Source organism: Roseateles subflavus (genome assembly GCF_030285365.1).
Taxonomy (GTDB): domain Bacteria; phylum Pseudomonadota; class Gammaproteobacteria; order Burkholderiales; family Burkholderiaceae_C; genus Roseateles_B; species Roseateles_B subflavus.
Genome location: NZ_JASVDS010000001.1, coordinates 980,324 through 1,006,653, shown reverse-complemented (window position 1 = coordinate 1,006,653; position 26,330 = coordinate 980,324). Strand labels below are relative to the sequence as shown.

The following is a 26,330-nucleotide window of genomic DNA, read 5'->3' as shown; positions in this document are numbered from 1 at the left end:
GGCCTTGTAGCACGCCTGCGGGCGGCGGCGTGAGGGGGCTCGCCCGCCCTCCGGCTCAGGATCCCGGCGCCGCGGCGGCGGCCGCAGGCGCGAGGTCCAGCTTGCCGCAGGGCACCTCGACCTGCAGGGTGGTCCCGAACAGCTCGTTGGCCTGCCGGTCCGACGCGAAGGCGATCTGGCGCTCGCCCAGCCACTTCAGGAAGACCGTGCGGTTGGGGTCATGGGCGCCGACTTCCCGGACCCGGTTCGGCCGGGCCGGGCCGAAGTTCGTGAAGTGCAGCTTGAACAGGCAGTTCATCGTGCTGAAGTCGAAGTAGGCCTGCAGCTGCTGCGCGCCCTGCATGAAGCCCAGGAACTCGGCCAGGGCGAAGGCCTCGCGCTTGAGCACCGTCTGGCGGTGCCCGTACGGCACGAAGGTGAAGCGCAGCTCCATGGTCTGCGGCTTCTCCTGCCCGGTGCGGCAGGGCATGCGGTAGGCCTGCACGCGCTCGATGACGGCGGCCTCCAGGCGCTTGTTGCCGGAGGAGTAGACCAGCTTCACCTCGGGCGCCTGCGTCCCGTCGCCCGTGAAGGTGGCCTCGGCCATCACGTGGTGCATCTCGCGGGTCAGCGTGTCCAGGCGATCCGGGTCGCGCCGGGGCATCACGATGCACAGCGCGGCACTCGGCGCCGCGTCCTCGGGCACCGGCGCCTCATCCAACATCGAGTTGTCGAACTGGAACTCCTGCACGGCACTCACCGTGCCGTCCTGGGGCTGCTGGCAGGGCAGGCGGTAGGCGCCGACATGGCAGTAGACCAGGTCCTGCATGTCCTCGCGCGCCGTGTTGGACAGCTCCTCGACGCGCGGCTCAGCGTCCGGCTTGCTGAAGTGCAAGCGTATGAAGCCGCAGGTGCGGTCGAGGCGGTGCTTCTCCGGATAGCTGAGGGTCGCCGAGGGCGGCTTGAGGCAGCTCAGCGACTGCGCCGCCGAGGGCGGCGTGCTGTCCGTCTGGGCCAGGGCGGCGCCGGCCAGTGCGCCGGACATAAAAAGGGCCGCCACGAGGCGGCCTTTCAGGGCGTTGATGGGCGATCTTGTTGTCATGCGCTCCTCCCCTGTTGAATGAGCCCGGACTCTATCGCAGGCAGCCACAACGCATCGCCGACGGCCCGCCAGGGCCTTCCTTCGCACTCGCCAGGCAGGCCGTCGCCGACCCCGCGATGTGGTATCGGAGACAACGATTGCCGGGGACTGCGGCGGCACCCTGGATTCCGTCGGCACAATCCCCCGGTCACTGCCCATAACCAGACATAAACAGGGGATCCCATGCCAAGGCACGAGCTGGCGCATGCCATCGCGGAAGAACGGATTCGACAGGCCCTGGACACCGGAGCGACCAAGCTGTCGCTGGGAGCCCTGCGCATCGACAGGCTGCCGGAGAGCTTCCAGCAGCTGGCGCCGCAGCTGCTGGAGCTGGACTTGAGTCATTGCGAGGTGCTGCTCGAGTTGCCGCGGCTGGACGAATTCCATGCCCTGCAGCAGCTGCGCTTGCAAAGCTGCAGCCGCCTCGGCAAGTTCGATGCACTCGCCGGGATTCCCGCCCTGGAAGGGCTGGATCTGCAGGGATGCGAGAACCTCAAGGACCTCTCGGCCTTGGCCAATCTGAAGACGTTGCGCCAGCTGAACTTAAGCAATTGCCTTGGAGTACAGGACCTGGCCGCACTCGCTTGCCTGCCTCGACTCGAGGAATTGGCGGCGACCCAAAGCGCGGCATTCCGGGACCTGTCCTTCTTCGCCGATTTGTCGGCGTTGCAGACGCTGCAGCTGAGCGCCCGCGCAAGAGAGCTGGATCTGTCTGCCCTGGCCCGCTTGCCACAGCTTCGGACCTTCGTCCTGGGTGGCTCCGTTTCATGCATCAGCCACCTGTCTTGCATTGATTTTCCGCAGCTCCAGGAGCTGGACTTGAGCTGGTGCATGTCGCTTGAGGGCCTGGGGGCCCTGACCAGGATGCCGCAGCTCCAGGAGCTGGACTTGAGCGGGTGCCAGAAGATCCGCGACTTGTCAGCGCTTGCGGAGCTGCGGCAGCTGAGTTCGCTGCAATTGGGCGAATGCGAGGGGCTTCAGGACCTCACCGCGCTCGCTGGGCTGGCCCAGCTGCGGTCTCTGGCACTGCAACGATGCAAGGGTATCCGGGACCTCGGCCCGCTTGCCCAGCTGACCCAGCTGCAGTCGCTGACTGTGAACCGCTGCCCCTCGATTCGGGACCTGTCCCCGATCGCAGGACTTGATCAACTGCAGGCCCTGCACTTGTGCGGTTCAGCACTGCTTCGAGACGTTCAGACATTGGCGAAGCTGCCTCAGCTGACGTCACTCACTCTGCAGAACTTCGATGAGCTTGAGGATCTGTCTGCGTTGACCCCCTTGAAGCAATTGCAGGGACTCAACATTCGCGGTTTCGAATCACTCCGGGACGTGTCGGTGCTGAGGCTGTTCACGGCGCTCCACAGTCTACAGTTGACCTGGTGCCCCAGGCTTAAGGACCTCTCGGCGCTAGCAGCGTTGACACAGCTGAGATCCCTGGATTTGTCAGGCTGTACATCGCTTTTGGATCTATCTCCGCTCACGCAGGCCACGGAACTCCAGAGCCTGGATCTGGGGTGGAACGGCACCCTGCGCGACCTGACTGCGCTGGCCGGCCTGACCCGCTTGCAGCAGCTGGACCTGACTGGGTGCACTGCTGTCCAGGACCTGTCGGCGCTGGCAGGCATGACACAGCTGGAAGCACTTGAGCTGCGCAACTGCCGCCAGCTCAGCGACATTGCCAGCCTTGCCGGACTGGAGCAGCTTACGGAGCTGAATCTGTCGGGCTGCAAGGCCATCGAGGACCTGTCCGCACTCAGCCAACTGAGCCGACTCCGCATGCTGGTGCTTCGTGACTGCCCTGCCATCCGGCATCTGGCGCCGTTGGCCGGCCTGCACAGCTTGTCGACATTGGCACTGGCGCAATGTGCCGCGGTCCAGGATGTGGGAGCGCTGTCGCAACTGACCCAGCTCGAGTTCCTCGACTTGACCAATTGCGCCGCGCTGCAGGACCTCACCCCTCTGACGACGCTTCAGAACCTGCGGGCGCTCCATCTTTTAGGAACACCGACGGCGGGATTGCTGGCATCGACGTGCTGGACCTTCTGGCCGCAACTGTCGACACTGGTGGCCAGCACGCTTCAGGGCCTGCCGGGCGACCTCCTGTCCAGCGAGGCCCATGACTCCCTGCTGGAGCGCATGATGGGCTGGATGGACGACCTGGCCGAGCACGGCAGCATCCCCATCGACGAAGTCAAGCTCTTCGTGCTGGGCAACGGCCGCATCGGCAAGACCCAGGTCTCGCGACGCCTGTGCGGCCAGCCTTTTGACCCCGAGGTGCCCAGCACCCACGGCGTGGTCCTGCAGCGCTTTGAGCTGCCCATCTCGGCCGGCCGCCCGCAGCAGACCGTGCAGCTGTGGGACTTCGGCGGCCAGGATCTCTTCCTCGGCACGCACAGCCTCTTCCTCGACGCACGGGCCATGTACCTGCTGTTGTGGCATCCGGCGCTGGAAAACGAGAAGGAGGTCTGGGACGGCGGCCTGTGCCTGCCCTCGCACCGCCTGTCCTACTGGCTCGACTATGTCCAGTCCATGGCGGGACCTGAGGCACCCACGATCGTGGCACAGGCCCAGTGCGACGAAGAATCGGCCGTCGTGGAAGCCCCCATCCCCCCCGAGCATGGCTTCCGGTGGCTGCGACGCAGCAGCTGCAGTGCAAGGAGCGAAGACGGCACCGAGCGCCTGGTGCTGGACCTGCGATCGGCCGCCAAGCTCCTGGCCGAGCGCTATGGCGAGGAACTCATCCCCAGGAACTGGGTCGCGCTGGGCAAGGTCCTGCGCGAGCATGCCCGGACCCGGAAGGTGATGTCCCTGGCGGACTACCAGGCGCTATGCGCGGCTCATGGCGTGCGCGCCCCGACAACGCTGCTGACCTACCTCCACCAGTCCGGCCAGGTGTTCTGGCGCGAAGCTGTCTTCGACAGCGCCCTGATCCTGGACCAGGCCTGGGCGCTGGAGGGCGTCTATGCGTTGCTGCACCGGGACAAGGTGCTGCCTGTCCTGCGTCGCCAGGGTGGGCGCTTCACGCCGGAGCTGCTGGAAAGTCTGCTCTGGGAAGGGCACTTCAACCAGGCGGAACAGGCCCACTTCCTCAGCCTCATGGAGTCCTGCCGCGTGTGCTTCAGTCTGTCGGATGGCGAGTACATCGCCCCCGACTGCCTGCAGGAGCGCGCGGCCGTAGCCGCCGCCGAAGACAGTGTCTGGCGCGGTGCCCGGCCGGATGCGGAGCTGCACCTGATCTACCCTTTCCTGCACGCGGGACTGCAGCGGACCTTGCTGGCAGAAATCGGCGGCATGGCCGGCATGAATGCGGTGTACTGGCGCCATGGCTGCTGCCTTTTCGACGCAAAGGCGCAGGCGCTGCTGCGCATGGACTGCGAGCCGGCCGCCGCGGGGGTCAGGCATGGGCGTGTGGTGCTGCAGGCTGCTGGGCCGCAGGCAGGAGACTACCTGCGGCAGCTAGTCTCGCATCTGCTGGACCGGGTGCGGATTGGAAGGCCTCCCGAACTCGCATGGATCAGCGGCGAGCCCCAAGCCAGGCCACCGCTGGATGAGGAGCGCAACAGCAAGGACCCGATGGACAAACCAACCACGAACACCCCTGTAGTCATGCCCGCCGCCCTGCCGCCAGGCACCACGGCAACCCGTAACAAGCCCGTGGTCTACGTGTCCTATGCCTGGGGCGGCGACAGCGACGCCACTGTGGATGGACTCCAGAAGGCCCTGGCTCCCTGGGTCGAGGTGCACCGCGACAAGGAGGTGATGCGTACTGGCGACAGCATTCGACGCTTCGAGGAGGAGATCGGTCGCGGGCTGTGCGTCCTCGTCGTGCTGAGTGCCCGCTACATGCGCAGCGTCGACTGCATGCGTGAACTCGGTTTTGTGTGGGAACGCGCTCAGCGCGATCCAGCCCAGTTCGCCGATCGGGTCGTTCCCGTGGTATTGGAGGATGCCGGCATCGGAAAGCTGGCGGATCGGCTGCGTCATGTGCAGCACTGGAAGGCGACCCTGGCAGAGCTCAAGGCACTTGTGGCTGAGATTGGTCCGGTGGAATGCGGCCAGACCACGACGCAGCAGCTGCAGGACATCGGCACCTTCACCGTCCACCTGGCGGACGCCTTGAACACCCTGGCTGACAAGGTCATGCCACGCGGAAAGGCCACCTTGGAGGCCAGCAATTACTCGCCCGTCGTGGACCTGGTGAAGCGCCGGCATCAGCTGGGCTGAGGCAGGCAGCCGACACCAGGGTGACCCGAGCGTCACGATCTCGACGGCCCATGAAAAAGCCGCCCGAGGCGGCATCTGGAAGCACGGGGCAGGCCGCCCGACGGCGCGGGCGGCTCCCGACCCTTAACGCTTCAGACGTGCGGCCCCCACAGCCACCTTGACCGTGTCGACCACGTTCTCGGCCGTGAAGCCGAAGTGCTTGAACAGCACCGGGGCCGGGGCGGATTCGCCGTAGGTGTCGATGCCCACGACGGCGCTCACGCCGTACTTCCACCAGAAGTCGCTCACGCCGGCCTCGACGGCCACGCGGGGCAGGCCGGCGGGCAGCACGCTCTGCTTGTAGGCGGCGTCCTGGCGGTCGAAGACATTGGTGCTGGGGACCGAGACCACGCGGGCGGCGATACCGTCCTTGGCCAGCAGGGCCTGGGCGTTCATGGCCAGCTGCACTTCGGAGCCGGAGGCCATGATCACGACCTGGGCCTTCTTCTTCAGGCCCACCTCGCTCGGCTCGGCCAGGACGTAGGCACCCTTGGCGATTTCGTCCACGGCCGTCTTGGGCGCGTAGGGCAGGTTCTGGCGCGACAGGGCCAGCACGCTGGGGCGCTGGGCGTTGCCGATGGCCATGGTCCAGGCGACCACCGTTTCCACGGTGTCGGCCGGACGCCAGACGTCCAGGCCCGGGATCAGGCGCAGGCTCGAGACGTGCTCGATGGACTGGTGCGTCGGGCCATCCTCGCCGAGGCCGATGGAGTCGTGCGTGAACACATGGATCACGCGCTGCTTCATCAGCGCGGCCATGCGGATGGCGTTGCGGCTGTAGTCGCTGAAGGTCAGGAAGGTGCCACCGTAGGGGATGTAGCCGCCGTGCAGGGCAATGCCGTTCATGATGGCGGCCATGCCGAACTCGCGCACACCGTAGTTGATGTGGCGGCCGCCATTGGCGCTGCCGTCCGCCTCGATGCGGAAGGCGGGCGTGCTCTTGGTGTTGGTCAGGTTGGAGCCGGTCAGGTCGGCCGAGCCGCCCAGCAGCTCGGGCAGTGCGGCGGTGAAGGCTTCCAGCGCCAGCTGGCTGGCCTTGCGGCTGGCCACGGTCTCGGCCTTCTCATGGGCGGCCACGACGGCGTCCACGGCGATCTGCGCGAAGTTGGTGGGCAGCACGCCGGCCATGCGGCGCTGGAACTCGGCCGCCAGCTCGGGGTGGGCGGCGGCATAGGCCTCGAAGCGCTCGTCCCAGGCCTTCTCGGCGGCGGCGCCGGCGGTCTTGGCGTCCCAGGCGGCGTAGACGTCGGCCGGGATCTGGAAGGGCTCGTGCGACCAGCCCAGGGCTTCGCGCGTCAGCTTGATTTCCTCGGCGCCCAGGGGCTCGCCGTGGGCCTTGGCGGTGTTGGCGCGGTTGGGCGAGCCCTTGCCGATGTGGGTCTTGGAGATGACCAGCGTAGGCTTGTCGCTGCTCTTCTTGGCGGCGGCGATGGCGGCGTCCACGGCATCGACGTCATGGCCGTCGATGGGGCCGATCACGTTCCAGCCATAGGCCTCGAAGCGCTGGGCGGTGTTGTCGATGAACCAGGGGGCGACCTGGCCGTCGATGGAGATGCCGTTGTCGTCGTACAGGGCGATCAGCTTGTTCAGCTTCCAGGCGCCAGCCAGCGAGCAGGCCTCGTGGGAGATGCCTTCCATCAGGCAGCCGTCGCCCAGGAAGACGTAGGTGTGGTGGTCCACGATGGCATGGCCGTCGCGGTTGAATTCCTTGGCCAGCATCTTCTCGGCCAGGGCCAGGCCCACGGCGTTGGTGATGCCCTGGCCCAGCGGGCCGGTGGTCGTCTCGACGCCCGGGGTGATGCCCACTTCGGGGTGGCCCGGCGTCTTGCTGTGCATCTGGCGGAAGGCCTTCAGGTCGTCGATCGACAGCGCGTAGCCGCTCAGGTGCAGCAGCGCGTAGATCAGCATCGAGCCATGGCCGTTGGACAGCACGAAGCGGTCGCGGTCCGCCCACTGCGGATTCGTCGGGTTGTGACGCAGGTGGCGACCCCACAGGGCGACGGCCATCTCGGCCATGCCCATGGGCGCGCCCGGGTGGCCGGAGTTGGCCTGCTGCACGGCGTCCATGGCCAGTGCGCGAATGGCGTGGGCCATCAGGGTGGGGGTGCTTGCAGCGGTGTCAGCCATGGTGGGTGCGGGCGGGAAGTTGGGGGTAAACCCGGCATTTTAAGCGGCGAAGACGACACCGGCACGCGCCGACAAACCCTGCCCGCGCGCAAACGATTACGTCCCCGGCCGCCGCCAAGGGCTTCACGGAACTTGATCCATGGCAAGGCGGCCTGCGCCCCCAGCGACGAGCCTAGGCGGGATCGACAAGAACACGCACGGAGACCTCGCCATGACCGGCCTCAAGCCCCTGACCCTGCGCATCATCCGCGACGAGCACTCGGCCCTGGCCGCCATGCTGCGCACCCTGCCGCTGCTGCTGGCCGAGCATCGCCGCGCCGGCACGCTGCCGGACTTCAGCGCGCTGCGCGCGATGCTGTTCTACGTGGACGAGTTCCCCGAGCGGCTGCACCATCCGAAGGAGTCGGAGCTGCTCTTTCCCAAGCTGCGCGCCCGGGCGCCGGCGCTGCGCGAACTGCTGGACAAGCTCGACGACGACCACGCCCGGGGCGAACGCGCCATCCGGGACCTCGAGCACACGCTGCTGGGCTTCGAGATGCTGGGCGACGCTCGCCGGCAGCCCTTCGAGCAGCAGGCCGAGCGCTATGTCCACCACTATCTCCAGCACATGGAAATCGAGGAGCGGGAGATCCTGCCCGCCGCGATCCAGCTGCTCAGCGAGGAGGACTGGCAGGACCTGGACGAGGCCTTCGCCCAGAACCAGGACCCGCTGACGGGCCGCCACCTCGGCCAGCGGCAGCAGGATCTCGCCGGCCCCTACCAGGCCGTCTTCCAGCGCGTTCTGGGCGCCCTGCCCGAGCCGCTGGGCCTGGCCCCGGCGCCCGGTCGCGGCCCGGGCCGGACGTGACCGCGGCGCAACACTTGCGGGGGGGCGACAGTCGCCCAGTCGTGAGCTAAGCAACAGACGGGCGCCTGTCGCACGTATTAGGGCTTCTACTGAGATGCGCCAGGGTCGATAAAGCCGCATGGACGCCAGATGGGCTGGCGCGACTCCCTCAGAAGGACCTTGTGATGACACATGCCCGGCTCTCCAAGCGGCACCGCCTCGGCGCCCTCCTCGCGCTCGGCGGCCTCTGCGCCTCGGCACAGGCGGTGGACTTCAGCTGGTCCGGCTTCGCCAACGTGACCGCCTCCAAGGTGGTCAGCGGCTCCGGACTCGACATCGGCTACCCCGACACCACGCAGTGGACGAACTGCCCCTGCTTCATCTCCGACTTCTCGCATGGCAGCGTGATCGAGTCCAAGTGGTCGCTGACCCCGGAGTCCCGCCTCGGCCTGCAGGGCAGCTGGACCTTCGACCCGAAGTGGTCCTTCACCGCCCAGGCCATGGCCCGCCACAGCGCCCAGAAGGCCAAGCTCGAACTGGAGTGGGCCTACCTCTCGTATGCGCTCACGCCGGAGTGGACGCTGCAGGCCGGCCGCAAGCGCCTGCCGCTGTTCTACTACTCCGACTACCAGGACGTGAGCTTTGCCTACACCTGGGCGCGCGTGCCGCCGGACGTCTACGGCTGGGCCGTCGTGAACTACAACGGCGCCAACATCACCTACCGCAGCGATGTGATGGGCTGGGCGGTGAAGTCCAGCGCCTACGTCGGCCAGGAGCACACCAAGGACAACCCCATTGCCCGCCTCGAGTCGCCCGTGCCGGCGCAGATCGACTGGGACAACATGTGGGGCGCCGACCTGGAGCTCACCCGCGACTGGTTCACCATGCGCATCGCCTACAACAGCTCCAAGCAGCGCCTGGTGCGCGAGGGCGTGCAGACGAGCCCGGACCCGGCCCTCTTCGGCAAGAACTCCAAGCAGAGCTTCGCGTCCATCTCGTTCAACGTCGACAAGGACGACCTGATCGTGCGCAGCGAGTTCTCCAAGGTGGACCGCTCGCCGGCCCGGGGCAGCTACTTCGGCTACCTCGTGGGCGTCGGCTACCGCTTCGGGAACTTCACGCCCATGTTCACCATGAGCCAGCTGCGCGCCTACGACAACGACTTCAGCGTGCTGGCCGAGCGGGACAAGCTGCGCACCTTCACGCTGCGCTACCAGCTCAACGACAGCAGCTCGCTGAAGTTCCAGTACGACCGCAGCCACTGGGACTACCTGAACGGCACCGACACGCTGCGCAAGGTCGTCACCCTGTCCTATGACACCGTCTTCTGAGCGGGGAGTCGACATGCAACATCACCAGACCCCCACCCGCCTCTTTGCCGCACTGACCCTGGCGCTCGGCCTGAGCGCCTCGGCGCAGGCTGACATGGTCGTGATCGTGCATCCCAGCAATGCCGCTGCGATGGATGACGAGCAGATCAGCAAGATCTTCCTCGGCCAGACCAAGACCTTCCCCGGCGGCGGCGAGGCCATGCCGGTCGACCAGAAGGAAGGCGCGGCGGCGCGGGAGGACTTCAACGCCAAGGTGCTGAAGAAGAGTTCGGCGCAGCTCAAGGCCCTGTGGGCGCGCCAGATCTTCACCGGTGGCGCCAAGCCGCCGAAGGAGCTGGACGGCGACGAGGCCGTGGCCAAGTTCGTGGCCAGCACGCCGGGCGCCATCGGCTATGTCGATGCCGGCAAGGCCGGCAGCGGCGTGAAGGTGCTCAAGCGCTGAGCGCCGCGACCGCCTTGGTCCTGCCTGCGGGCAGCCACCTCCGGGGGGCTGCCCGTTTTTCATGGCCGGCACCGAGGCGGCCCGCCCGGCCTGGATAGACTCCCGCCCATGAGAGCCATCATCCTGGCAGCCGGCCGCGGCGAGCGCATGCGGCCGCTGACCGACCACACACCCAAGCCCCTGCTGAACGTCCGCGGGCAGCCGCTCATCGTCTGGCACATCCAGGCCCTGGCCGCCGCCGGCGTGCGAGACATCGTCATCAACTGCGCCTGGCTCGCCGAGCAGTTCCCCGCGCAGCTGGGCGACGGCAGCCGCTACGGCGTGCGCCTGCACTACAGCGACGAGCAGCGCGACCACGGCCGTGCCCTCGAGACGGCCGGCGGCATCGCCAAGGCCCTGCCCCTGCTGTGCGCGGACGGCGACGATGCGTTCTGGGTGCTCTCCGGCGACGTCTTCCTGCCCGGCCTGGCGCTGGACGTGCAGGCGGCGCAGGACTTCGCCGCCAGCGAGCGCCTCGCCCACCTCTGGCTGGTGCCCAACCAGCCCCACCATCCCCGCGGCGACTTCGGCATCAGCGCCGAGGGACTCGCCCTGAGCGGCGATGCCGTGAGCCCGCGCTACACCTGGTCCTGCGTGGGCCTCTTCCGGCGGGCGCTGTTCGACGGCGTGCCGCCGGACCAGCCCCAGCCCCTGCGCCCCTGTCTGGAGCGCGGCATCGGCGCCCAGCGCATCAGCGCCTCGCTCTACCCCGGCGAATGGGCCGACGTCGGCACGCCCGAGCGCCTGGCCGCCGCCCAGCGGGGCAGCGACGCCGGGCCCGCCGCCGGCTGACGATCCCAACGTTCCGATACAAGACGTCGGCCCGCCACAACAGGCCGCGACGCTTGCTCGCGCCTGAACCCTGTCAAGTCTTACAGCTTCGCCCCGCCTGTAGGCCAAACGGCGTGCGAAGCGCGCGCAAACCCTGAGCACGCGGTGCGATTGCCGCCCGAACAATCGCCTCGCGCCGCTGGCAGTCCCGCAGCGTGCATGCAATCCGGGGCCTGCTGACATTGCTCGCTGCCACGAGCAGGGCGGTGTGGGGTCCCTCTTTCCTAATCGTCAGGAGACCTCCATGCAACGCAAGAACGCCTTGTCCGCCCTGGCCCTCGCGGCCAGCCTCGTGTGCCTCAGCGTCCCGGCCCACGCCGGCGAGAAGATCTGGATCAGCCTGGGCGACGTCGCCTTCGGCGAGCTCCAGAAGCTGCAGCCCGCCACCCGCCCGACGGCCTCCGTGGCCGTGTCCGAGGCCCAGCTGCGCCGCGGCGAGATCGCCGGCCTGGCCACGCCCGCCGCCGCCCTCAAGGGCGAGAAGGTGCACCTCGTGCAGATCGACGAGGACCTGCTGCCCACGCTGTCCGAGGCGCTGCATGAGAACCAGCACCGCTGCGGCGGCTACATGCACCATGCCAGCGAGCGCGACGGCCGCCGGGCCCTGGACCTGCATGCCGCCGGGAGCGTCAATGCCCGCATCCTGACGGACCGCCGCAGCCTCGCCACGCGCCCGAGCTACGTCATCGACCAGCAGACGGTGGTCAACCCGATGCTGTCGCAGATGCAGGCCAGCAACATCGTCCAGACCATCTCGGACCTGTCCAACAACTACACGAACCGCTACTACCAGACCAGCGGCGGCGTGAACGCCTCGGACTGGCTGAAGAACAAGTGGCTCACGATGGCCAATGGCCGCACCGACATCACCGTCGAGCAGTTCACGCACAGCGGCTGGAAGCAGAAGTCGGTGATCGCCACCATCAAGGGCACGGACAACCCGAACGAGATCGTCGTGCTGGGCGGCCACCTGGACTCGATCAACGGCTCCGGCACCACCGAGACCACCCGTGCGCCGGGCGCTGACGACGACGCCTCGGGCGTCGCCAGCATCACCGAGATCTACCGCACGCTGCTGGCCAACAACTACAAGCCGCGTCGCACGATCAAGTTCATGGCCTACGCGGCCGAGGAAGTGGGCCTGCGCGGCTCGGCCGAGATCGCCAACAGTTTCTCGGCCGCCGGTGCCAACGTCGTGGGCGTCGTGCAGCTGGACATGACGAACTACAAGGGCGCGGCGAACGACATCTACATCTTCACCGACTACACCGACAGCGCCCAGAACACCTTCGTCACCAACCTGATCAAGACCTACCTGCCGACGCTGACGGTGGGCACGGACCGCTGCGGCTACGCCTGTTCGGACCACGCCTCCTGGAATGCCAAGGGCTATGCCACGACGATGCCGTTCGAGTCGTCGTTCTCGGGTGACAACAAGGCGATCCACACCGCCAACGACACGCTGGCCAACAGCGACAGCACGGGCGCCCACTCGCTGAAGTTCGCGCGCATGGGCCTGGCCTATGCGGTGGAGCTGGGCAGCGACGGCCCGACGACGACGCCCGGCAACAAGACCGAGACCTTCACCGGCAGCCTCAGCTCGGGCCAGACGAAGAGCTTCGGTCCCTTCAAGGTCGGCGCGGGCGGCACCTTCAAGCTGTCCACCACCGGCACGGGCGACATCGACATCTACGGCAGGCTCGGCTCCGTGCCCACCACCAGCACGTATGGCTGCAAGTCCGACGGCAGCACCGCCACCGAGACCTGCACGATCAACGTCACCGCCAACAGCGATGGCTACGTGCTGGTCAAGGGCTACACGGCCGGCAGCTACACGCTGACCGTGACCTACCGCCCGCAGTGATCGCGGCGCGGGTGCGGCCGCGACGCCGCGCCCGCGAGGCCTGGATCCGTTGGCCCGGGAGGGCCTGATCCGGGCCTTGCACGGCACTCGCACGGCCCCCGATCAACGCCCCGATCCGCCGTCCGTCTCACCGGCCCCCGGCGACTGCGGCGACTCCGGCCGCGACTGCCCGGACCCGACCATCTCCAGCCGGCCGGTCGCGGCCCATTCGGCCAGCGGCCGGCGGCTCCACTCGCGCAGTTCCTCCAGCGTGTCGACATTGGCCGACACCAGGCCCAGCCAGCCGTTGCGCCCGCCGCGCTTCACGGCATAGAGCGCCGCATCGGCCAGGTCGACCACCGTGCTCCAGTCCAGCCCGCGCGGGAACTTGGGCGAGAGCGGGAAGGCCGCAAAACCGAGCGAGCAGGTCCGTCGCAGCATGCGGCCGTCGTCCAGCCGGAACTCGTAGCGCGCCAGCGTGCGGCGTGCGCGCTCGGCCAGCTCGGCGGCATGGTGGCGGTCCGTGTTGCGGGCCACGACGAGGAACTCCTCGCCGCCCCAGCGGATCAGATAGTCCGCATCGCGGAAGACCTGGCGCAGCAGGGCCTGCATCTGGGCCAGCACGGCATCGCCGGCCGCGTGGCCGTAGTCGTCGTTGACCTGCTTGAAGTGGTCCAGGTCGACCATGAAGAAGACGATGTCCTGCCCCGGCTCGCGGGCCAGGCGCTGGACCTCGCCCTCGTAGCCGCGCACCACGCTGTTGATGTCCGACTCGATGTGCTGGGCCAGGAAGCGGCGGTTGCGCAGGCCGGTCAGCGGGTCGGTGAGGCTGGCCTCCTTGAGCGCCTGGCTGAGGCTGACGAGCTCGTGCGTGCGCTCCCGCACCCGGGCCTCCAGCACGGCCTGGGCGCGCCGCAGGTAGCCGGTGCGCAGGTGCACGATCCCATAGACCCCCAGCAGCGCGACCAGCACGCCGCCGAGCCGCGCCCACCACGTCTGCCACCAGGCCGGCTGCACATGCAGCGGCACCAGCAGCTCGTGCGGGCTCCACTGGCCGACGCGGTTGCTGCCCTGCACCTGCAGCAGGTAGCGGCCAGGGTCCAGGTTGGTGTAGCTGGCCATGCGCTGGCTGGCTTCGCTCTCGACCCAGTCCGTGTCATAGCCCTGCAGCCGGTAGCGGTAGTTCAGCACCGCCGGATTGCTGAAATCGAGCGCCGAGAACTCCAGACTGAAATCGCGCTGGCCGGGCTTGAGGACGATGGTCTCGCCCACCGGGCCCGGCGGGGTGCGCTCACCGGCCACGCGCATCTCGGACACCACGAGCGGCGGCTGGTAGGTCCAGGGCTTGAAGCGCCCGGCGTCGATGACGAGCACGCCCTTGCTGCCGCCGACCAGCATGCGGCCGTCGTCCAGCCGCGCATAGGCCCGGAACCAGCCCGTGCCGAAGGCGGCGCCGTCCGCCACGCTGAGTTCGTGGTGGCGGCCGCTCTTGGGATCGAAGACGGCGCGATGGGTCCAGATGCGGCCCTGCTCGTCGTCCATCAGATTCGCACCGAAGGCCTTGCCGCCCAGGCCATGCTTCTCGCTGATGCGCTCGAACAGCGCCTCCTGGCCCTTCCAGCCGTTGAGCTGGTGCAGGCCCGCGGCCGTGTCGACCCACAGGCGCTGCTGGCGGTCGATCAGCAGGCCCAGCACCGAGTGGTTGGACAGCCCCGCGCCCGGCGGCGAGCGCATCTCCTCGAGCTCGGACGCCCCCTTGGGCAGGAGGTACAGCCCGCCCTCGCCGCCGACCCACAGCCGCCCCTCGGCGTCCTCGGCCAGCGCGTTGACGTCCCCGCTGAGCTTGCGACCGCCCGCCAGCGTCACACGCTGCAGCCGGTCCTGCTCGCGGTCGTAGTGATAGAGCCCGTCCTGCGTGGCGACCCACAGACGGCCGGCGCCGTCGGCCATCAGCCGGCGCACGCGGCCCTTGCCGGCCGAGTAGTGGCCCAGCAGCTGCCGGGCCTCGTTGAAGCGGTACAGCGCCGTGTCGGTGCCGACCCAGACCTGGCCGTCCGGCGTCTGCGCCAGGCCGCCCACGCGGCCCCCCCGGAAGCCGGCGCCCTCCTGCGGGGCGATGTGGCCGACGAGCCGCAGGTCGCGGTCAAGGATCGCCACGCCGCGCTCGTTCGTGCCCATCCAGACGGCGCCGCTGCGAAGCTGAAGGATGCTGCGCACGTCCGCCTGGGCCAGCGGGCTGTGCTCGTCGAGGTCGGCGTGCCGCACCCACAGCCCGGCGTTGGCCGGGTTGTGCAGCTGCAGGCCGCCGCCGTAGCTGCCCACCCAGATCCAGCCGGCCGCGTCGCGCAGCAGCGCGCGGACATCGTTGCCGGCCAGCCCCCAGGGGCGGCGGATGTCGTGCTGCAGGCGGCGCAGCAGGCGGCCGCTCAGGGGGTCGCGCTCCTCGATGCCGCTGGCCCGCGCCACCCACAGACGCTGCGGGTCGGGCGCCACCATGGCATAGAGCGTGTCACGCCGGCCGGACTGCTCGCCCAGCTCGATCCATTGCAGCTGCGGCGAGTCCTTGCCCAGGCGCAGGAGGTCGCCCTGCTGCGTGCCGACCCAGAGGTGCCCGTCGGGAGACTCCGCCAGCAGCGTGATGATGCGCTCGCCCAGCGGCCGGCCATCCACCGACAGCGTCTCGAAGCGTTCGGCGCCCTTGCGCAGGCGCGCCACGCCGTTCCAGGTGCCGACCCAGAGGTCGCCCCGGGTATCGATGAACAGGGTCTGGATGCGGTCGTCCGGGAGGCCGCTGGCCGCGCCCTGGCGGAAGTGCGTGAACTGGCCGGTGGCCGGATCGAAGCGGTCCAGACCGCCGCCGATCGTGCCGACCCACAGCGTGCCGTCCAGCGCCTGGGCCAGCGCGCGCACCGTGCCCGGGGCGAGCGCCTTGGGGTCGTCGGGCTTGCTGCGGAAGAAGGTCCAGCGGTCGGTCTGCGGGTCGAAGCGCGCGAGGCCGTCGCTCTCGGTGCCGATCCACAGCACGCCTTCCTGCGAAGCCAGCAGGGAGCGCACGAAGCTGGTGCCGGCCGGGGTGTTGCGCTTGCTGTCGTTCCCGAGCTGGTAGGTGCGCAGCTGGTAGCCGTCGAAGCGGACGAGGCCCGCCGTGGTGCCGATCCAGATGAAGCCGCGGCCGTCCTGGGCCAGGGCGGACACGACGCCGTCGGTGATGGAGGCGACGTCGCCCACCGCCTCGAAACGCGGCTCGGTCAGGGCCGGCGCGGCCCGTGCGTCCGCGGACGCTGCCGCTGCCGGCGGCTTCACCGTCGCCGCGGGCGCTGCCCGGGGTCCGGCCTGGGCGACCAGGGCCCCCGTGAGCAGGGGCAGGAGCAGACAGCGACGAAAGCGAATGAAGCGGGCCAGCATCCGGCCGATGTTAGCGGCCCCGCGCGACCGCCGTGGCGCTATCGGCCGCCCCGCCCCTTCAGGCAGGGGGAGGCGGCGGCGGGCCCTCAGTTGGCGAGCGAGGCGGTCAGGGCGTCGATCCGCTCCAGCACCTCGGGGGTGAGCTTGGGCGTCAGCGCCAGGGCGGCGAGGTTGTCCTGCAGCTGGCTCATCCGGCTCGCCCCGAGGATCACGGTCGACACCCGCGGATTGCGGTTCACCCAGGCGATGGCCAGCTGCGCCACGTTGCCGCCCAGCTCGGCGGCAATGCCGGCCAGCTCGGCCACGGCGGCGTTGCGCTGCGGGTGCTGGAGCTGCTCGCGCAGCCAGCTCATGCTCTCCAGCGAGCCGCGGCTGCCTTCCGGGATGCCCTCGCGGTACTTGCCGGTCAGCAGCCCCGAGGCCAGCGGGCTCCAGGTGGTCAGGCCCAGGCCGATGTCCTCATAGAGCCGCGCGTACTCCTGCTCCACCCGCTTGCGATGGAAGAGGTGGTACTGCGGCTGCTCCATCACCGGCTTGTGGAGGTGGTGGCGCTCGGCGATCTCCCAGGCGGCGCGGATGTCCGCGGCGCTCCATTCGCTGGTGCCCCAGTAGAGCGCCTTGCCCTGCGTGATGATGTCGCTCATGGCGCGCACCGTCTCCTCGACGGGCGTGTGCGGGTCCGGCCGGTGGCAGTAGATGAGGTCGACGAAGTCCAGCTGCAGGCGCTTCAGCGAGCCATCGATGGCCTGCATCAGGTACTTGCGGTTGAGCGTGTTCTGCAGATTGACGGTGCTGCCCTCGCGCTGCAGACCCCAGAAGAACTTGGTCGAGACCACATAGCTCTCGCGCGCCCACTTGAGCTGCTTGAAGGCCTCGCCCATCACGCGCTCGCTGGCGCCCTGGGCGTAGACCTCGGCGTTGTCGAAGAAGTTGACCCCGGCGTCGCGCGCGGCGGCGAGCATCTCGACGGCGGCCTGCGTGTCCACCTGGTTGTGGTACGTCACCCAGGAGCCCAGGGAGAGCTCGGACACTTGCAGGCCGCTGCGGCCCAGTCGACGGTATTGCATGCTGATTCCTTCTTGGTTCCGGGCTGAACGCCCATCCGGTGCCCATGGCATCGGGCGCCAGCGTAGCCGAGCCGGCTCGCTATAGTGCAGATCTCCCGCAATACCGGGGCACCGCCTGCGGGCATCTGTCGCCCGGGCGACGCCGCCCCGCCGCGGCCCCGTCACTGCACCGCCATCGCCATGAGCACCGACCACGAGCCCTCCGCCCCGCCCGCCCCCTTGCGCGTTGCCATCGTCGGTGCCGGCCCCGCGGGCCTGGGCCTGGCACTGCTCACCACCCAGCGACTGCCCGGGGCGCAGGTTCATCTCTTCGACGCCCGTCCGCTGGACAAGGACATCAGCGGCGATCCCCGCACCCTCGCGCTGTCGCTGGGCAGCGTGCAGCTGCTGCAGCGGCTCAAGGCCTGGAACGAGGCCGCGGCGCAGTCCATCCGGCAGGTCCACGTGAGCCAGGCGCCGCCCACGCTGCGCCACCCGGTCTTCGGCGAGGCCGGCCAGCCGGTGGTGAGCATCCACGCCCACGAGCAGGGTGTGGAGCGCCTGGGCGCCGTGCTCGCGTACGGCCAGCTGGTGGCGCCGCTGCAGGCCGCGTGGCTGCGCCACGGCGAGGCGTGCCCGGGCCAGGCCTTCACGCGCTTTGGCCAGCCGGTGGCGGGCATCCGGGCCGTGGGCGACGAGGTCGAGGTGGATGCCGGCATCGCCGAGCGCTTCGATCTTGTCGTGATCGCCGAGGGCGGCGTCTTCGCCGAGCAGGCGCGCAAGAGCCTGAGCCACGACTACCGGCAGAACGCCTGGGTCGGCACCGTCAGCCTGGACCCCGCCTCGCCCCCCGGCGTCGCCTACGAGCGCTTCACCCGCAACGGCCCGCTGGCGCTGCTGCCCCTGCCGCCCACGGCGCAGCAGCCGCGGCGTGCGGCGCTCGTCTGGTGTCTGCCGCAGGAGGAGGATGAAGTCGCCGGGCTCACCGACGCCCAGCGCCTCACCGTCATCAACCAGCAACTGCCGCCGGGCCTGCCGCCGCTGCTGGGCATCAGCCCGCTGAAGTGCTTCCCGCTGGGACTCAATGCGGAACGCAGCCTGGTCGAGGGGCGCGTGGTGCGCATCGGCAATGCGGCGCAGACCCTGCACCCCGTGGCGGGCCAGGGGCTCAACCTGGGCCTGCGCGACGCCTACGCGCTGGTGGAGGCGCTGCGCCAGGCACAGGACCGGCATCCGGCCGCGCCACTCGCCGCGGCCGTCCCGCAGGCGCTGCAGCGCGTGCAGTGGCAGCGCGGCCCGGACCGCTGGAGCACCATCCTCGGCACGGACTTCCTCGCCCGCAGCTTCAGCTGGCGCTGGCCCGCACTCCCCGCCCTGCGCGGCCTGGGCCTCGCCGCCCTGCAGGCACTGCCGCCGGTGAAGAAGGCGCTGGCGCGGCAGATGATGTTCGGGCGGCGCTGACACCGGGCGCCCACGGCACGTCAGCGCCCGGCGTCAGGCTGCAGTCGGCGGCCCGCCCTCCGCCAGCCGCGCCTGCAACGCATACAGCTGCGCATACCCGCCGCCCAGCGCCATCAGCTCGGCATGGGTGCCGGACTCGACGATGCGCCCGGCGCGCAGGAAGTGGATGCAGTCCGCCGTCTGGGCGCTCGCAAGCCGGTGCGTGATGAGCACCACCGTGCGCTCACGGCGCAGCTGCGCGAGGCTCGCGTAGACGGCCGCCTCGGCCTTCGCGTCAAGGGGGGCCGTCGGCTCGTCCCAGATCGTCAGCGCGGCATCACGGTAGAGGCCGCGCGCCACCGCCAGGCGCTGCCACTGCCCGGAGGACAGCTCGATGCCGCCCTTGAACAGCCGGTTGAGCCGGGTCTTCCAGCCCTGCGGCAGCTGCGCGGCCACGTCGTCGGCCTGCGCGGCCTGCACGGCGGCACGGAATCGCAACGCCTCCGCGGCGTCCTCGGGCAGGCCGACGCGGCCGAGGCGCACGTTCTGCTCCGCACTGTAGGGCCAGCGCAGCGGATGCTGGGGCACGATCAGCGTGTGGGCCAGGCGCTGGCGGGCATCCAGCCGCCGGCAGTCGATGCCGTCCCAGCACAGGCGGCCGCGCGTCGGCTCGTACAGGCCGGCCAGCAGCTTGGCCAGCGTGGACTTGCCCGAGCCGTTCTCGCCCACCAGCGCCAGGGTCTGACCCTGGTGCAGCGTGAGGTCGATGTCCTGCAGCACCGGGCGGTCCGGTGCGCCGGCGTAGGCATAGCTGACCCCATGCAGGGAGATGGTGCGGGGCGCGGTCAGCGGTGCGGCGGTGGGCATGGCGCCCGGCTCGCCCGGCACGCCCGGCGCATGGCGGACGAAGGCGAAGTAGTCGTCGAGATACAGCGCCTTCTCCATCATCTGGTCCAGCGCATGCACCAGCTGCCGCACGGCGTCGAGGCTCGTGCGCATGCCCAGCGCCGCCGCACCGGCCAGGGCGGGCGCGAGGCTGCCGCGATCCACCAGCAGCAGCAGCCACAGATAGGCCATGCCCTGCGCCACGCCACTGAGCACGGCGCCGGCGGCCTTCGTGCGGGCGATGCCCGCCTTCAGCCGCGACAGGCTCTGCCGCAGGGCCTCGCTCACGCGGCGATGACGCGCGCCGAGCAACGGCTCCATCTGCAGCGCGCGCAGCTCGGCGGCCGGCTCGGGCTGGCTGGCGAGGTCCTGCAGCATCCAGCCCTGGCGGGACAGTGCGATGCTCTGGTCCCAGTGGCTTTGCACGCACAGCAGCGCGCGGATTGCCGACCACGCCTGCGGCAGCAGGCACAGCAGCAGCACCGGCAGCAGCGCCGGATGCAGCACCGCCAGCGCCAGCCCCCCGGACACGAGGCCGATGCCGGCCCCCGACAGCGCCACCACCTGGTCGACGATGCTCTCGACGTAGTGCAGGCCGCGGTCCCGTGCGCGGTGCATGCGGTCCACGAACTCCGGGTCGTCGAAACGCTGCAGCGGCGCCCGCAGGCAGGCGTCGACGAAGTCCTGCTCCGCCGTGGCGATGAGGGTCGGGCTGAGGCGCGCGCGCAGCATCTCGGCCGCGGCGTCGAGCGCCAGCTTGCCGAGGTAGGCCGCCCCGAGCCCCAGCACCGTGCCGTAGTGCCCGGCCAGCTGCTGGCTCAGCGGCCGAGCCAGCGCCTGCGCGTCCAGCACCGCCTGGAGCAGCTGCGCCCCGAGCACCAGCGTCAGCGCCCACAAGGCGCCTGCCAGCAGCTGGCAGGCCAGCACGCTGACGACGGCAGCGGGCCCCACGCGGCGCAGGAGCGCCAGGACCGGCGGCAGCGCGCTGGCCACGCGGCGGAAGAAGGCCCGAAAGCTGCCGAGCGAGGTGTCGGCGTCGCCCAACTCCCAGTAGGGGTTGTCGGTGGCGATGAAGACGTCGTCGTCGCTGCCTGCGGGCGCGGCCGGCCCGACACGGGGCGACGTGCGCTCCGGCGCCGGGGGCGTCGCGGCAGCGCCATCCATGGCCGCGCTCACGGCCGCACGAAGGACGGCAACCGCGCGTCGGGATGCGCGCGCAGCAGCTGGTAGACGATCCCGCCGGGCCCCGTCATCAGCGACGGCGAGAACACCTCATTGGTGATGCCGCAGCGGCTGCCATGCCGGTCGAGGCTCGCGAGCAGGCGCGCCAGCTCGGACGCCCGGCTCACCTCGGGCGGCGCGAGACCGCGGTCCGCCGCCTCCTGCAGCAGCTCCAGCGCGCTGGCATCGCCATGGCAGGCGCAGTGGTTCCAGCCCATGCCGAAGCGGAAGGTCGCACCGGCCGCCTGCCGCACGCGCTCGCGGACGCGGTCCTCACCGATCAGCGCGGTGAAGCTGAGGTAGGCCAGACCATTGCCGACGGCGCCATGGCACCAGGCCGTCGAGCAGTTCACGCCGTCCAGGTGGCGCAGGTCGCGCCAGTTCTGGTCCGCGTCATCGAACAACGATTCCTCGAAAGCCAGCGCCTCCCGCGCGCCCTGCAGGAAGCGCACCTCGCCGCTGGCCTCGTGCAGGCGCCACAGCGCCCAGGCGATGCCGGCGGTGCCATGCCCGAAGCCGCCCATGCCCTCGGGCGCGGCAGCGGTGGGCCAGAAGGCTCGATCGCCCTCGCGCTTCGCGGCCTGCAGCAGGTGGTCCCCCGCCGCGACCGCCAGCGCCAGATGGGCCGCCTGCCCCGTGCGCCGGTGCAGCAGCAGCAGGCCGGGAATGGCCCCGGCCGCGCCGGCCAGGAGGTCGAAGGTCTCGTCGGCCTCGATGGAACCGCGCATGTACTCGGCCGTCAGCGAAGCGCACTCGACCGCCTCGGCGCCGATCGCCCCCAGCGCCTCGAGCTGCAGCCAGCCCCAGATCTGCGAGCCGATGCCGAGATAGGCGCCCGGCTGGTGCGGCCGCACCTTGCCCGCCGCGCGCTGCAGCTCCACCTGTCGGTAGAGGCCCTGGCGCATGGTGAGGATGACGGCCTGCAGCAGCGCGTCGACGCCGGGCAGCGGCAGGGCCCGGCCCGCGGCCACCTCGCGCTGGTAGGCGGCCAGCAGCAGCGCCACGCCGGCATTGCCGCCGTAGAGATTCTGGTCGATGGCCTGGATGCCCCAGCCCGTGGCGCCGAGCGTCGGCGAGATCCACGTCGCGGTGCCGTCCTCACCTCGGATGCAGGTCTGCAGGAAGGGCTCCAGCAGGCGCTTCGCCCAGGCCTGGCGCCGCGCCTCCAGGTCCTCCTGCGAGGCGTCGATCACGCGGAACGAGCGCTCCGTCGGCATCCAGCCGTCGTTGAGATAGGCGCTCAGCAGCGACGCCTTGATGATGTCGCGATCCAGGCGCTGGTCCGAGGTCGCCCAGGCCTGCAGGGACTGCGCCACCAGGTCGCACACCGGCAGCCAGCGCGTGCCGCCCGGCCCCGCCATCTGGCCGTGGCCCGCGGTGGTGTGGAAGTAGGGCACGTCGCCGCGCAGCATGTCGTCGATCTCGGCCTGGATGACGACCGGGTCGGAGGGCGTGGTGGAGATCAGCGCCGCCGCACGGGACAGCAGGCCCGCCGCACGCGCCCGGGCCGGCGCCTCGTCCGCGAGCGAGATCGGATGCCACAGCATGCGGATCAGCTCGGCGTAGACCTCCGTCGCGCGCGGCACGAGGCGGATGTGGCAGGGCTTGAACGGCTCCAGCAGCGGTGCCAGCGCCCCGCGCCCATGCAGGGCGAGCAGGCATTCGGTGAGCTCGTCATAACCTTCCAGCACCTGGCCCCAGTAGCGCTCCAGCGAGGGCGTCTCGCAGGGGTGGTTCTTGGCGATCTCGACCTCGACGAGCGTCTGGCCGATGCGCACCGTATCCCGGCCGGCGTCCACCAGTGCAGGAATGCTGATCCGCGGCTGCTGCTGGCGGATGTTGCCCATGCCGGAGTTGTCCACGCCGCGCCAGCCCAGCGAGGCGCCACGGCCGGGCAGCAGGCCGGTCTTCATCAGCGAGGCGAACATGGCTTCGTCGGCCTTGTCGACGGCCTGCCCGAAGCCGGAGGGCTTGATCTCGGTGCGCGGGCAGAAGAGCGTCTCGCAGTCCACGATGATGGGCAGGCAGCCCTGCGCGATGACGTTCTCGCCGTGGAAGTCGGTGCCGCCCAGCAGCCGCATGATGGCCAGCCAGTGGCCCATGTTGCGGTAGAAGCGCTGCAGCTCCGGCTCGCCGTCGGCATGGCGATGGACGATGAACTCGCTCCAGCCGTGGTCGCCGCCATCGATCACCGCCGGCACGCGCACGCGCGCCTCGGGGGGCAGGCCCGGCACCTCGGCCAGGACTTGCGCCAGGAAGCCGGCCAGCGCGCGATCGGTGTTCAGAGGCCGCGGCTTGTAGACGACGGTCCCGCCCTCGAGCCGCAGCAGCGCGACACCGGCGCCGCCGTTGTGGCTGTCCCCTTGCGCCAGCTCGAGGCGCTGCAGCCGGCCCGGCGACGCGGGCAGGAGCCGGCCCAGCTGGGCGCGGTCCTCGGCCAAATGGCGCGCGAGGGTGGCGACGAAGCGGACCTTGTGATTGACGATCCACTCGACCCGCGACAGCAGGCTCGGGTACTGCGCCCCCAGTGCGGCCCAGTGATGCGGCGTGGCGGCCAGCGCGAGGTACTCCGCCCAGCGGGCTTCGGGCGTCGGCGCCTTCAGCCGGCCCTGCACGCGAGCGGCATTGATGTCCATGACCAGCACGCGGGCGAGCTTGGCATGCAGCTGCTGCTCGAGGTGCTGGCGCAAGGCCTCGGTAATGACGCGGCGCTCCGCATCGTCGAGGCCCTCGAGGGCCTGCAGCGACGGACTCAGCGCGGCCAGGGCTGGCTCGATCCAGCTCGCCAGGCAGGGAATGAAATCGGGCTCGACGGCGTCGCGGCGCTCGCTCGGGGCGATGGATTCGGTGGGGGTGGTGGACGGCATGGCGAGCGATTCAGGGCGAAGCCGGGACAGCGAAGCGGCCATGAGCACCGGGCATCGGCGCCGGCCGCGTCAGGGCCAGGACAGCCCCGCCACGATCGACGGGGCTGCCGCGCCAGAGGCCGAAGCCTCTGGCGATCAGGGCATCAGCAGCACATGATCGTGCGCGAGCCGGAGCAGCTGGAGCAGCCCTGGCGGGTTTCGCGCGACACGTCGCCGGCGATCTCGGCTTCGCTGTACACGCCGCTGGAGAACAGCGGGCCAGCCGGGTTGGCGGAGGACTCGTCCTGCATCCATTGCTCGACTTGCTGCAGTGCGCTGGTGATTTCGTTCATGGGGTTCTCCTTGCTTAGTTGCGTTTTGAAAACCTTGCGCCTGACCACGGCCGCAGCACACCGTCACTTCTCGAGAACTGCAACATGACAGGTGCCGAACGCGGCCGGACATCGCGCAAAGCGAGCGAAGGCTATGCGCGGCGCGAACGCACCCCCCATGGGGCAAGTCCCTAGAGGAGCCCGGCTTTACATGGATTCGGGCGCCAACCTGCAAGGGTTTACAGGTTGTCCGCGCCGGCACCGACGCCGGGATGGAAACCACCCACCAACCAGTTGGGCGCGGTGCGCACCACGCCTCCGTCGGCGCCTCGCCCCTCCGATCACCGCGCGGGATCGCCCGGGGGGCCCCCTGCCGGCGCCCGGCAGGAGTCGTCCACCCAGGCGGCGAACGCCGGCTCCGCCCAGCTCACCGGCACGCACAGCACGGCCGGCAGCTCGTAGGGATGCAGGTCCGACACCAGCGCCGCGAGCGCGGTGCGGCAGGCCGGGGTGGTCTTGAGCAGCAGCCGCCACTCCGGGTCTTCGCAGAGCGTGTCTTCCCAGCGGTAGAGGCTCTCGATGGCCTCGATCTGTGCACAGGCCGCCAGCCGCCGCTGCACGGCCTCGCGGGCCAGCGCCTGCGCCGCCTCGCGGCTGGGCAGCGTGGTGAGCATCAGCAGGAGCGGCGGCGCCTCGTCGGCGGCGGCAGCGGCAGCGGGCGCAGGGGGTGTCGTCATGGCGGGCTCCCGGGCGCACCGGGTGGCGCACCGGGTGGCGCCCCGCCCAGCATTGTGAGGCGCGCCGCTCAGACGAGGCGCAGCTCGATCAGTTCGCGCACCAGCTGGTTCAGCGATTGATGCAGCGCCGCCTCGTTGGCCAGGCGCGTGCGCTCGTTCATGTCCAGCCAGGCGGCGTCCAGCGGCGTGGTGTGCACCAGGCGCATCTGGCGCTCGTAGACCAGCTTGCCGGTAGCTCGCTCGACCAGGCGGTAGTGCATGTAGAGCGCCACGGTGACGTCCGCGGCGACCATGGGCTGCTTCAACTGCTGCAGCTGCGCCTGCAGTTCGTAGCGCCCGCCCTCCGGCATCACCGCCGCGAGGCCAACCCCGCGGAGCGACTCGTCGATGGCGATGCGCAGGCTGTCGTCGCTGATCTTGGAGCCCCAGTACTCCCAGGTCTCGGCCCCGCCGCCGACCTTGCCGAGGCGGATCTGGCCCTTGAGTCCGTCGGGAATCCAGCTGCGCAGCTGCAGCCGCTCGGCGGCACCCAGGGCCATGCCACCGGGTTCGGCGGGCGTGCCGCAGGCGCCCAGCAGCAGGGCGAGAGCCAGCAGCGGCAGGGACGCAAGGACGGTGGGCGGAATCGGGCGCATGGCGGGCAGTCTCCTCGGGCCCATCATGCCCGCCAAGGCCGCCGCCGAAGCCGCGAAAAGCGCGGCAAAGCCGGTCCGGATCGGCTCCGGCGCCCGCTCAGAGCAAGCGGTGCTGCAGGGCCGGCAGCTGGCTGCGCACGGCCGCCAGGCGCTCGGCGTCGAGTTCCGCCATCACCACGCCCTCGCCTTCCGGCAGGCAGGCCAGGACCTGGCCCCAGGGGTCGATGATGAGGCTGTGCCCCCAGGTGCGGCGGCCGTTCTCGTGGCGCCCGCCCTGGGCCGGCGCGATGACGTAGGCCTGGTTCTCGACCGCGCGCGCGCGCAGCAGCAGCTCCCAGTGCGCCTCGCCCGTCGTGTAGGTGAAGGCGGCCGGCACGGCGATGAGGTCGCAGGGCGGCTGCCCCGGCTTGAAGCTCATGGCCCGGAACAGCTCGGGGAAGCGCAGGTCGTAGCAGACCGACAGCCCCGTGCGCCAGGTCCGGCCGTCCCGCGCGCGCAGGTCCACCGTGACGGGCTGCTCGCCGCGCTCCAGCACCTGGCCTTCGTCGTAGGCCTCGCGGCCGTTGTTGAAGCGGAAGAGGTGGATCTTGTCGTAGCGCGCGGCCCGCTGGCCGTCGGGGGCGTAGACGCACACGCTGTTGCGCACGCGCTCGCCCGCGGCCGCGCCCTCGCAGGCGATGGGCAGCGTGCCGCCGAGCACCCACACGCCCAGCTCCCGCGCCGCGCTCGCCAGGGCACGCTGCAGGGGTGCGGCGGCGTCGGGCGCCACTGCCAGATCACGTTCGGCGATGGCGAGCTTGTCGCGGTCCTGCAGGCCCATCAGGCAGAAGTACTCGGGCAGGGCCACGGCCTCGGCGCCGCCGGCCGCAGCCTGTGCCATGAGCTCACAGGCGCGCGCCAGGTTGCGGCCGGCATCGGGGCTGGACACCATCTGGATGGCAGCGATCTTCACAGGCTTCTC

At 70.2% G+C, this 26,330-nt stretch carries 17 protein-coding genes; 7 read left to right on the top strand and 10 right to left on the bottom strand.

Going from position 1 to position 26,330, the window contains the following annotated elements; genetic code table 11:
* Positions 1 to 55: 55 nt before the first annotated feature.
* Positions 56 to 1,081, bottom strand: a complete 1,026-nt coding sequence (locus tag QRD43_RS04490) for a hypothetical protein (RefSeq protein WP_285981273.1) — start codon at positions 1,079 to 1,081, stop codon at positions 56 to 58.
* A 222-nt stretch (positions 1,082 to 1,303) separates the two neighbouring features.
* Here QRD43_RS04490 and QRD43_RS04485 point away from each other — a divergent pair, with 222 nt between their 5' ends.
* Entirely contained in the window at positions 1,304 to 5,344 is a 4,041-nt protein-coding gene (locus QRD43_RS04485) for a leucine-rich repeat domain-containing protein (RefSeq protein ID WP_285981272.1), read from the top strand.
* Between the two features lie 123 nt (positions 5,345 to 5,467).
* On the opposite strand, the gene tkt is transcribed toward QRD43_RS04485, so the two are convergent.
* Entirely contained in the window at positions 5,468 to 7,510 is a 2,043-nt protein-coding gene (tkt, locus tag QRD43_RS04480) for a transketolase (protein WP_285981271.1), read from the bottom strand.
* 211 nt (positions 7,511 to 7,721) lie between these two features.
* On the opposite strand from tkt, the gene QRD43_RS04475 reads away from it, so the two are divergent.
* The 5 genes from QRD43_RS04475 (at position 7,722) to QRD43_RS04455 (ending at position 12,843) form a co-directional block, all read left to right on the top strand.
* Positions 7,722 to 8,357 carry a hemerythrin domain-containing protein gene (locus QRD43_RS04475; RefSeq protein ID WP_285981270.1) on the top strand — a complete coding sequence of 212 codons (636 nt, stop codon included), beginning with the start codon at positions 7,722 to 7,724 and terminating at the stop codon, positions 8,355 to 8,357.
* Between the two features lie 164 nt (positions 8,358 to 8,521).
* Positions 8,522 to 9,667, top strand: coding sequence for a porin (locus tag QRD43_RS04470; protein ID WP_285981269.1), 1,146 nt, complete (start codon positions 8,522 to 8,524; stop codon positions 9,665 to 9,667).
* Positions 9,668 to 9,680: 13 nt separating this feature from the next.
* Positions 9,681 to 10,109 carry a type 2 periplasmic-binding domain-containing protein gene (locus tag QRD43_RS04465; protein ID WP_285981268.1) on the top strand — a complete coding sequence of 143 codons (429 nt, stop codon included), beginning with the start codon at positions 9,681 to 9,683 and terminating at the stop codon, positions 10,107 to 10,109.
* Positions 10,110 to 10,217: 108 nt separating this feature from the next.
* A complete protein-coding gene (gene murU, locus QRD43_RS04460) occupies positions 10,218 to 10,940 on the top strand; it encodes an N-acetylmuramate alpha-1-phosphate uridylyltransferase MurU (protein WP_285981267.1) in 723 nt (240 codons plus the stop codon).
* 283 nt (positions 10,941 to 11,223) lie between these two features.
* The gene (locus tag QRD43_RS04455) at positions 11,224 to 12,843 is read left to right on the top strand and encodes a M20/M25/M40 family metallo-hydrolase (protein WP_285981266.1); all 1,620 of its coding nucleotides are present in this window, start codon (positions 11,224 to 11,226) and stop codon (positions 12,841 to 12,843) included.
* A gap of 102 nt (positions 12,844 to 12,945) precedes the next feature.
* On the opposite strand, the gene QRD43_RS04450 is transcribed toward QRD43_RS04455, so the two are convergent.
* Together QRD43_RS04450 and QRD43_RS04445 are read right to left on the bottom strand one after the other, a co-directional pair.
* Positions 12,946 to 16,227 (bottom strand): ligand-binding sensor domain-containing diguanylate cyclase, encoded by a 3,282-nt coding sequence (locus QRD43_RS04450; protein ID WP_285981265.1) that lies wholly within the window; start codon positions 16,225 to 16,227, stop codon positions 12,946 to 12,948.
* 86 nt (positions 16,228 to 16,313) lie between these two features.
* A complete protein-coding gene (locus tag QRD43_RS04445; protein WP_285981264.1) occupies positions 16,314 to 17,294 on the bottom strand; it encodes a potassium channel beta subunit family protein in 981 nt (326 codons plus the stop codon).
* 180 nt (positions 17,295 to 17,474) lie between these two features.
* On the opposite strand from QRD43_RS04445, the gene QRD43_RS04440 reads away from it, so the two are divergent.
* Entirely contained in the window at positions 17,475 to 18,734 is a 1,260-nt protein-coding gene (locus QRD43_RS04440) for an FAD-dependent monooxygenase (RefSeq protein ID WP_285981263.1), read from the top strand.
* Between the two features lie 33 nt (positions 18,735 to 18,767).
* On the opposite strand, the gene QRD43_RS04435 is transcribed toward QRD43_RS04440, so the two are convergent.
* The 6 genes from QRD43_RS04435 to QRD43_RS04410 form a co-directional block, all read right to left on the bottom strand.
* Positions 18,768 to 20,762, bottom strand: coding sequence for an ATP-binding cassette domain-containing protein (locus tag QRD43_RS04435; protein WP_285981262.1), 1,995 nt, complete (start codon positions 20,760 to 20,762; stop codon positions 18,768 to 18,770).
* Between the two features lie 8 nt (positions 20,763 to 20,770).
* The gene (locus QRD43_RS04430; RefSeq protein ID WP_285981261.1) at positions 20,771 to 23,686 is read right to left on the bottom strand and encodes a type 2 lanthipeptide synthetase LanM family protein; all 2,916 of its coding nucleotides are present in this window, start codon (positions 23,684 to 23,686) and stop codon (positions 20,771 to 20,773) included.
* Positions 23,687 to 23,829: 143 nt separating this feature from the next.
* A complete protein-coding gene (locus tag QRD43_RS04425) occupies positions 23,830 to 24,018 on the bottom strand; it encodes a DUF6229 family protein (RefSeq protein ID WP_285981260.1) in 189 nt (62 codons plus the stop codon).
* Positions 24,019 to 24,338: 320 nt separating this feature from the next.
* On the bottom strand, positions 24,339 to 24,734 hold the full coding sequence (gene cutA, locus QRD43_RS04420; RefSeq protein WP_285981259.1) for a divalent-cation tolerance protein CutA: 396 nt from the start codon (positions 24,732 to 24,734) through the stop codon (positions 24,339 to 24,341).
* A 68-nt stretch (positions 24,735 to 24,802) separates the two neighbouring features.
* Positions 24,803 to 25,369 carry a hypothetical protein gene (locus QRD43_RS04415; RefSeq protein WP_285981258.1) on the bottom strand — a complete coding sequence of 189 codons (567 nt, stop codon included), beginning with the start codon at positions 25,367 to 25,369 and terminating at the stop codon, positions 24,803 to 24,805.
* 97 nt (positions 25,370 to 25,466) lie between these two features.
* Positions 25,467 to 26,321 carry a carbon-nitrogen hydrolase family protein gene (locus QRD43_RS04410; RefSeq protein ID WP_285981257.1) on the bottom strand — a complete coding sequence of 285 codons (855 nt, stop codon included), beginning with the start codon at positions 26,319 to 26,321 and terminating at the stop codon, positions 25,467 to 25,469.
* Between the last annotated feature and the right edge of the window lie 9 nt (positions 26,322 to 26,330).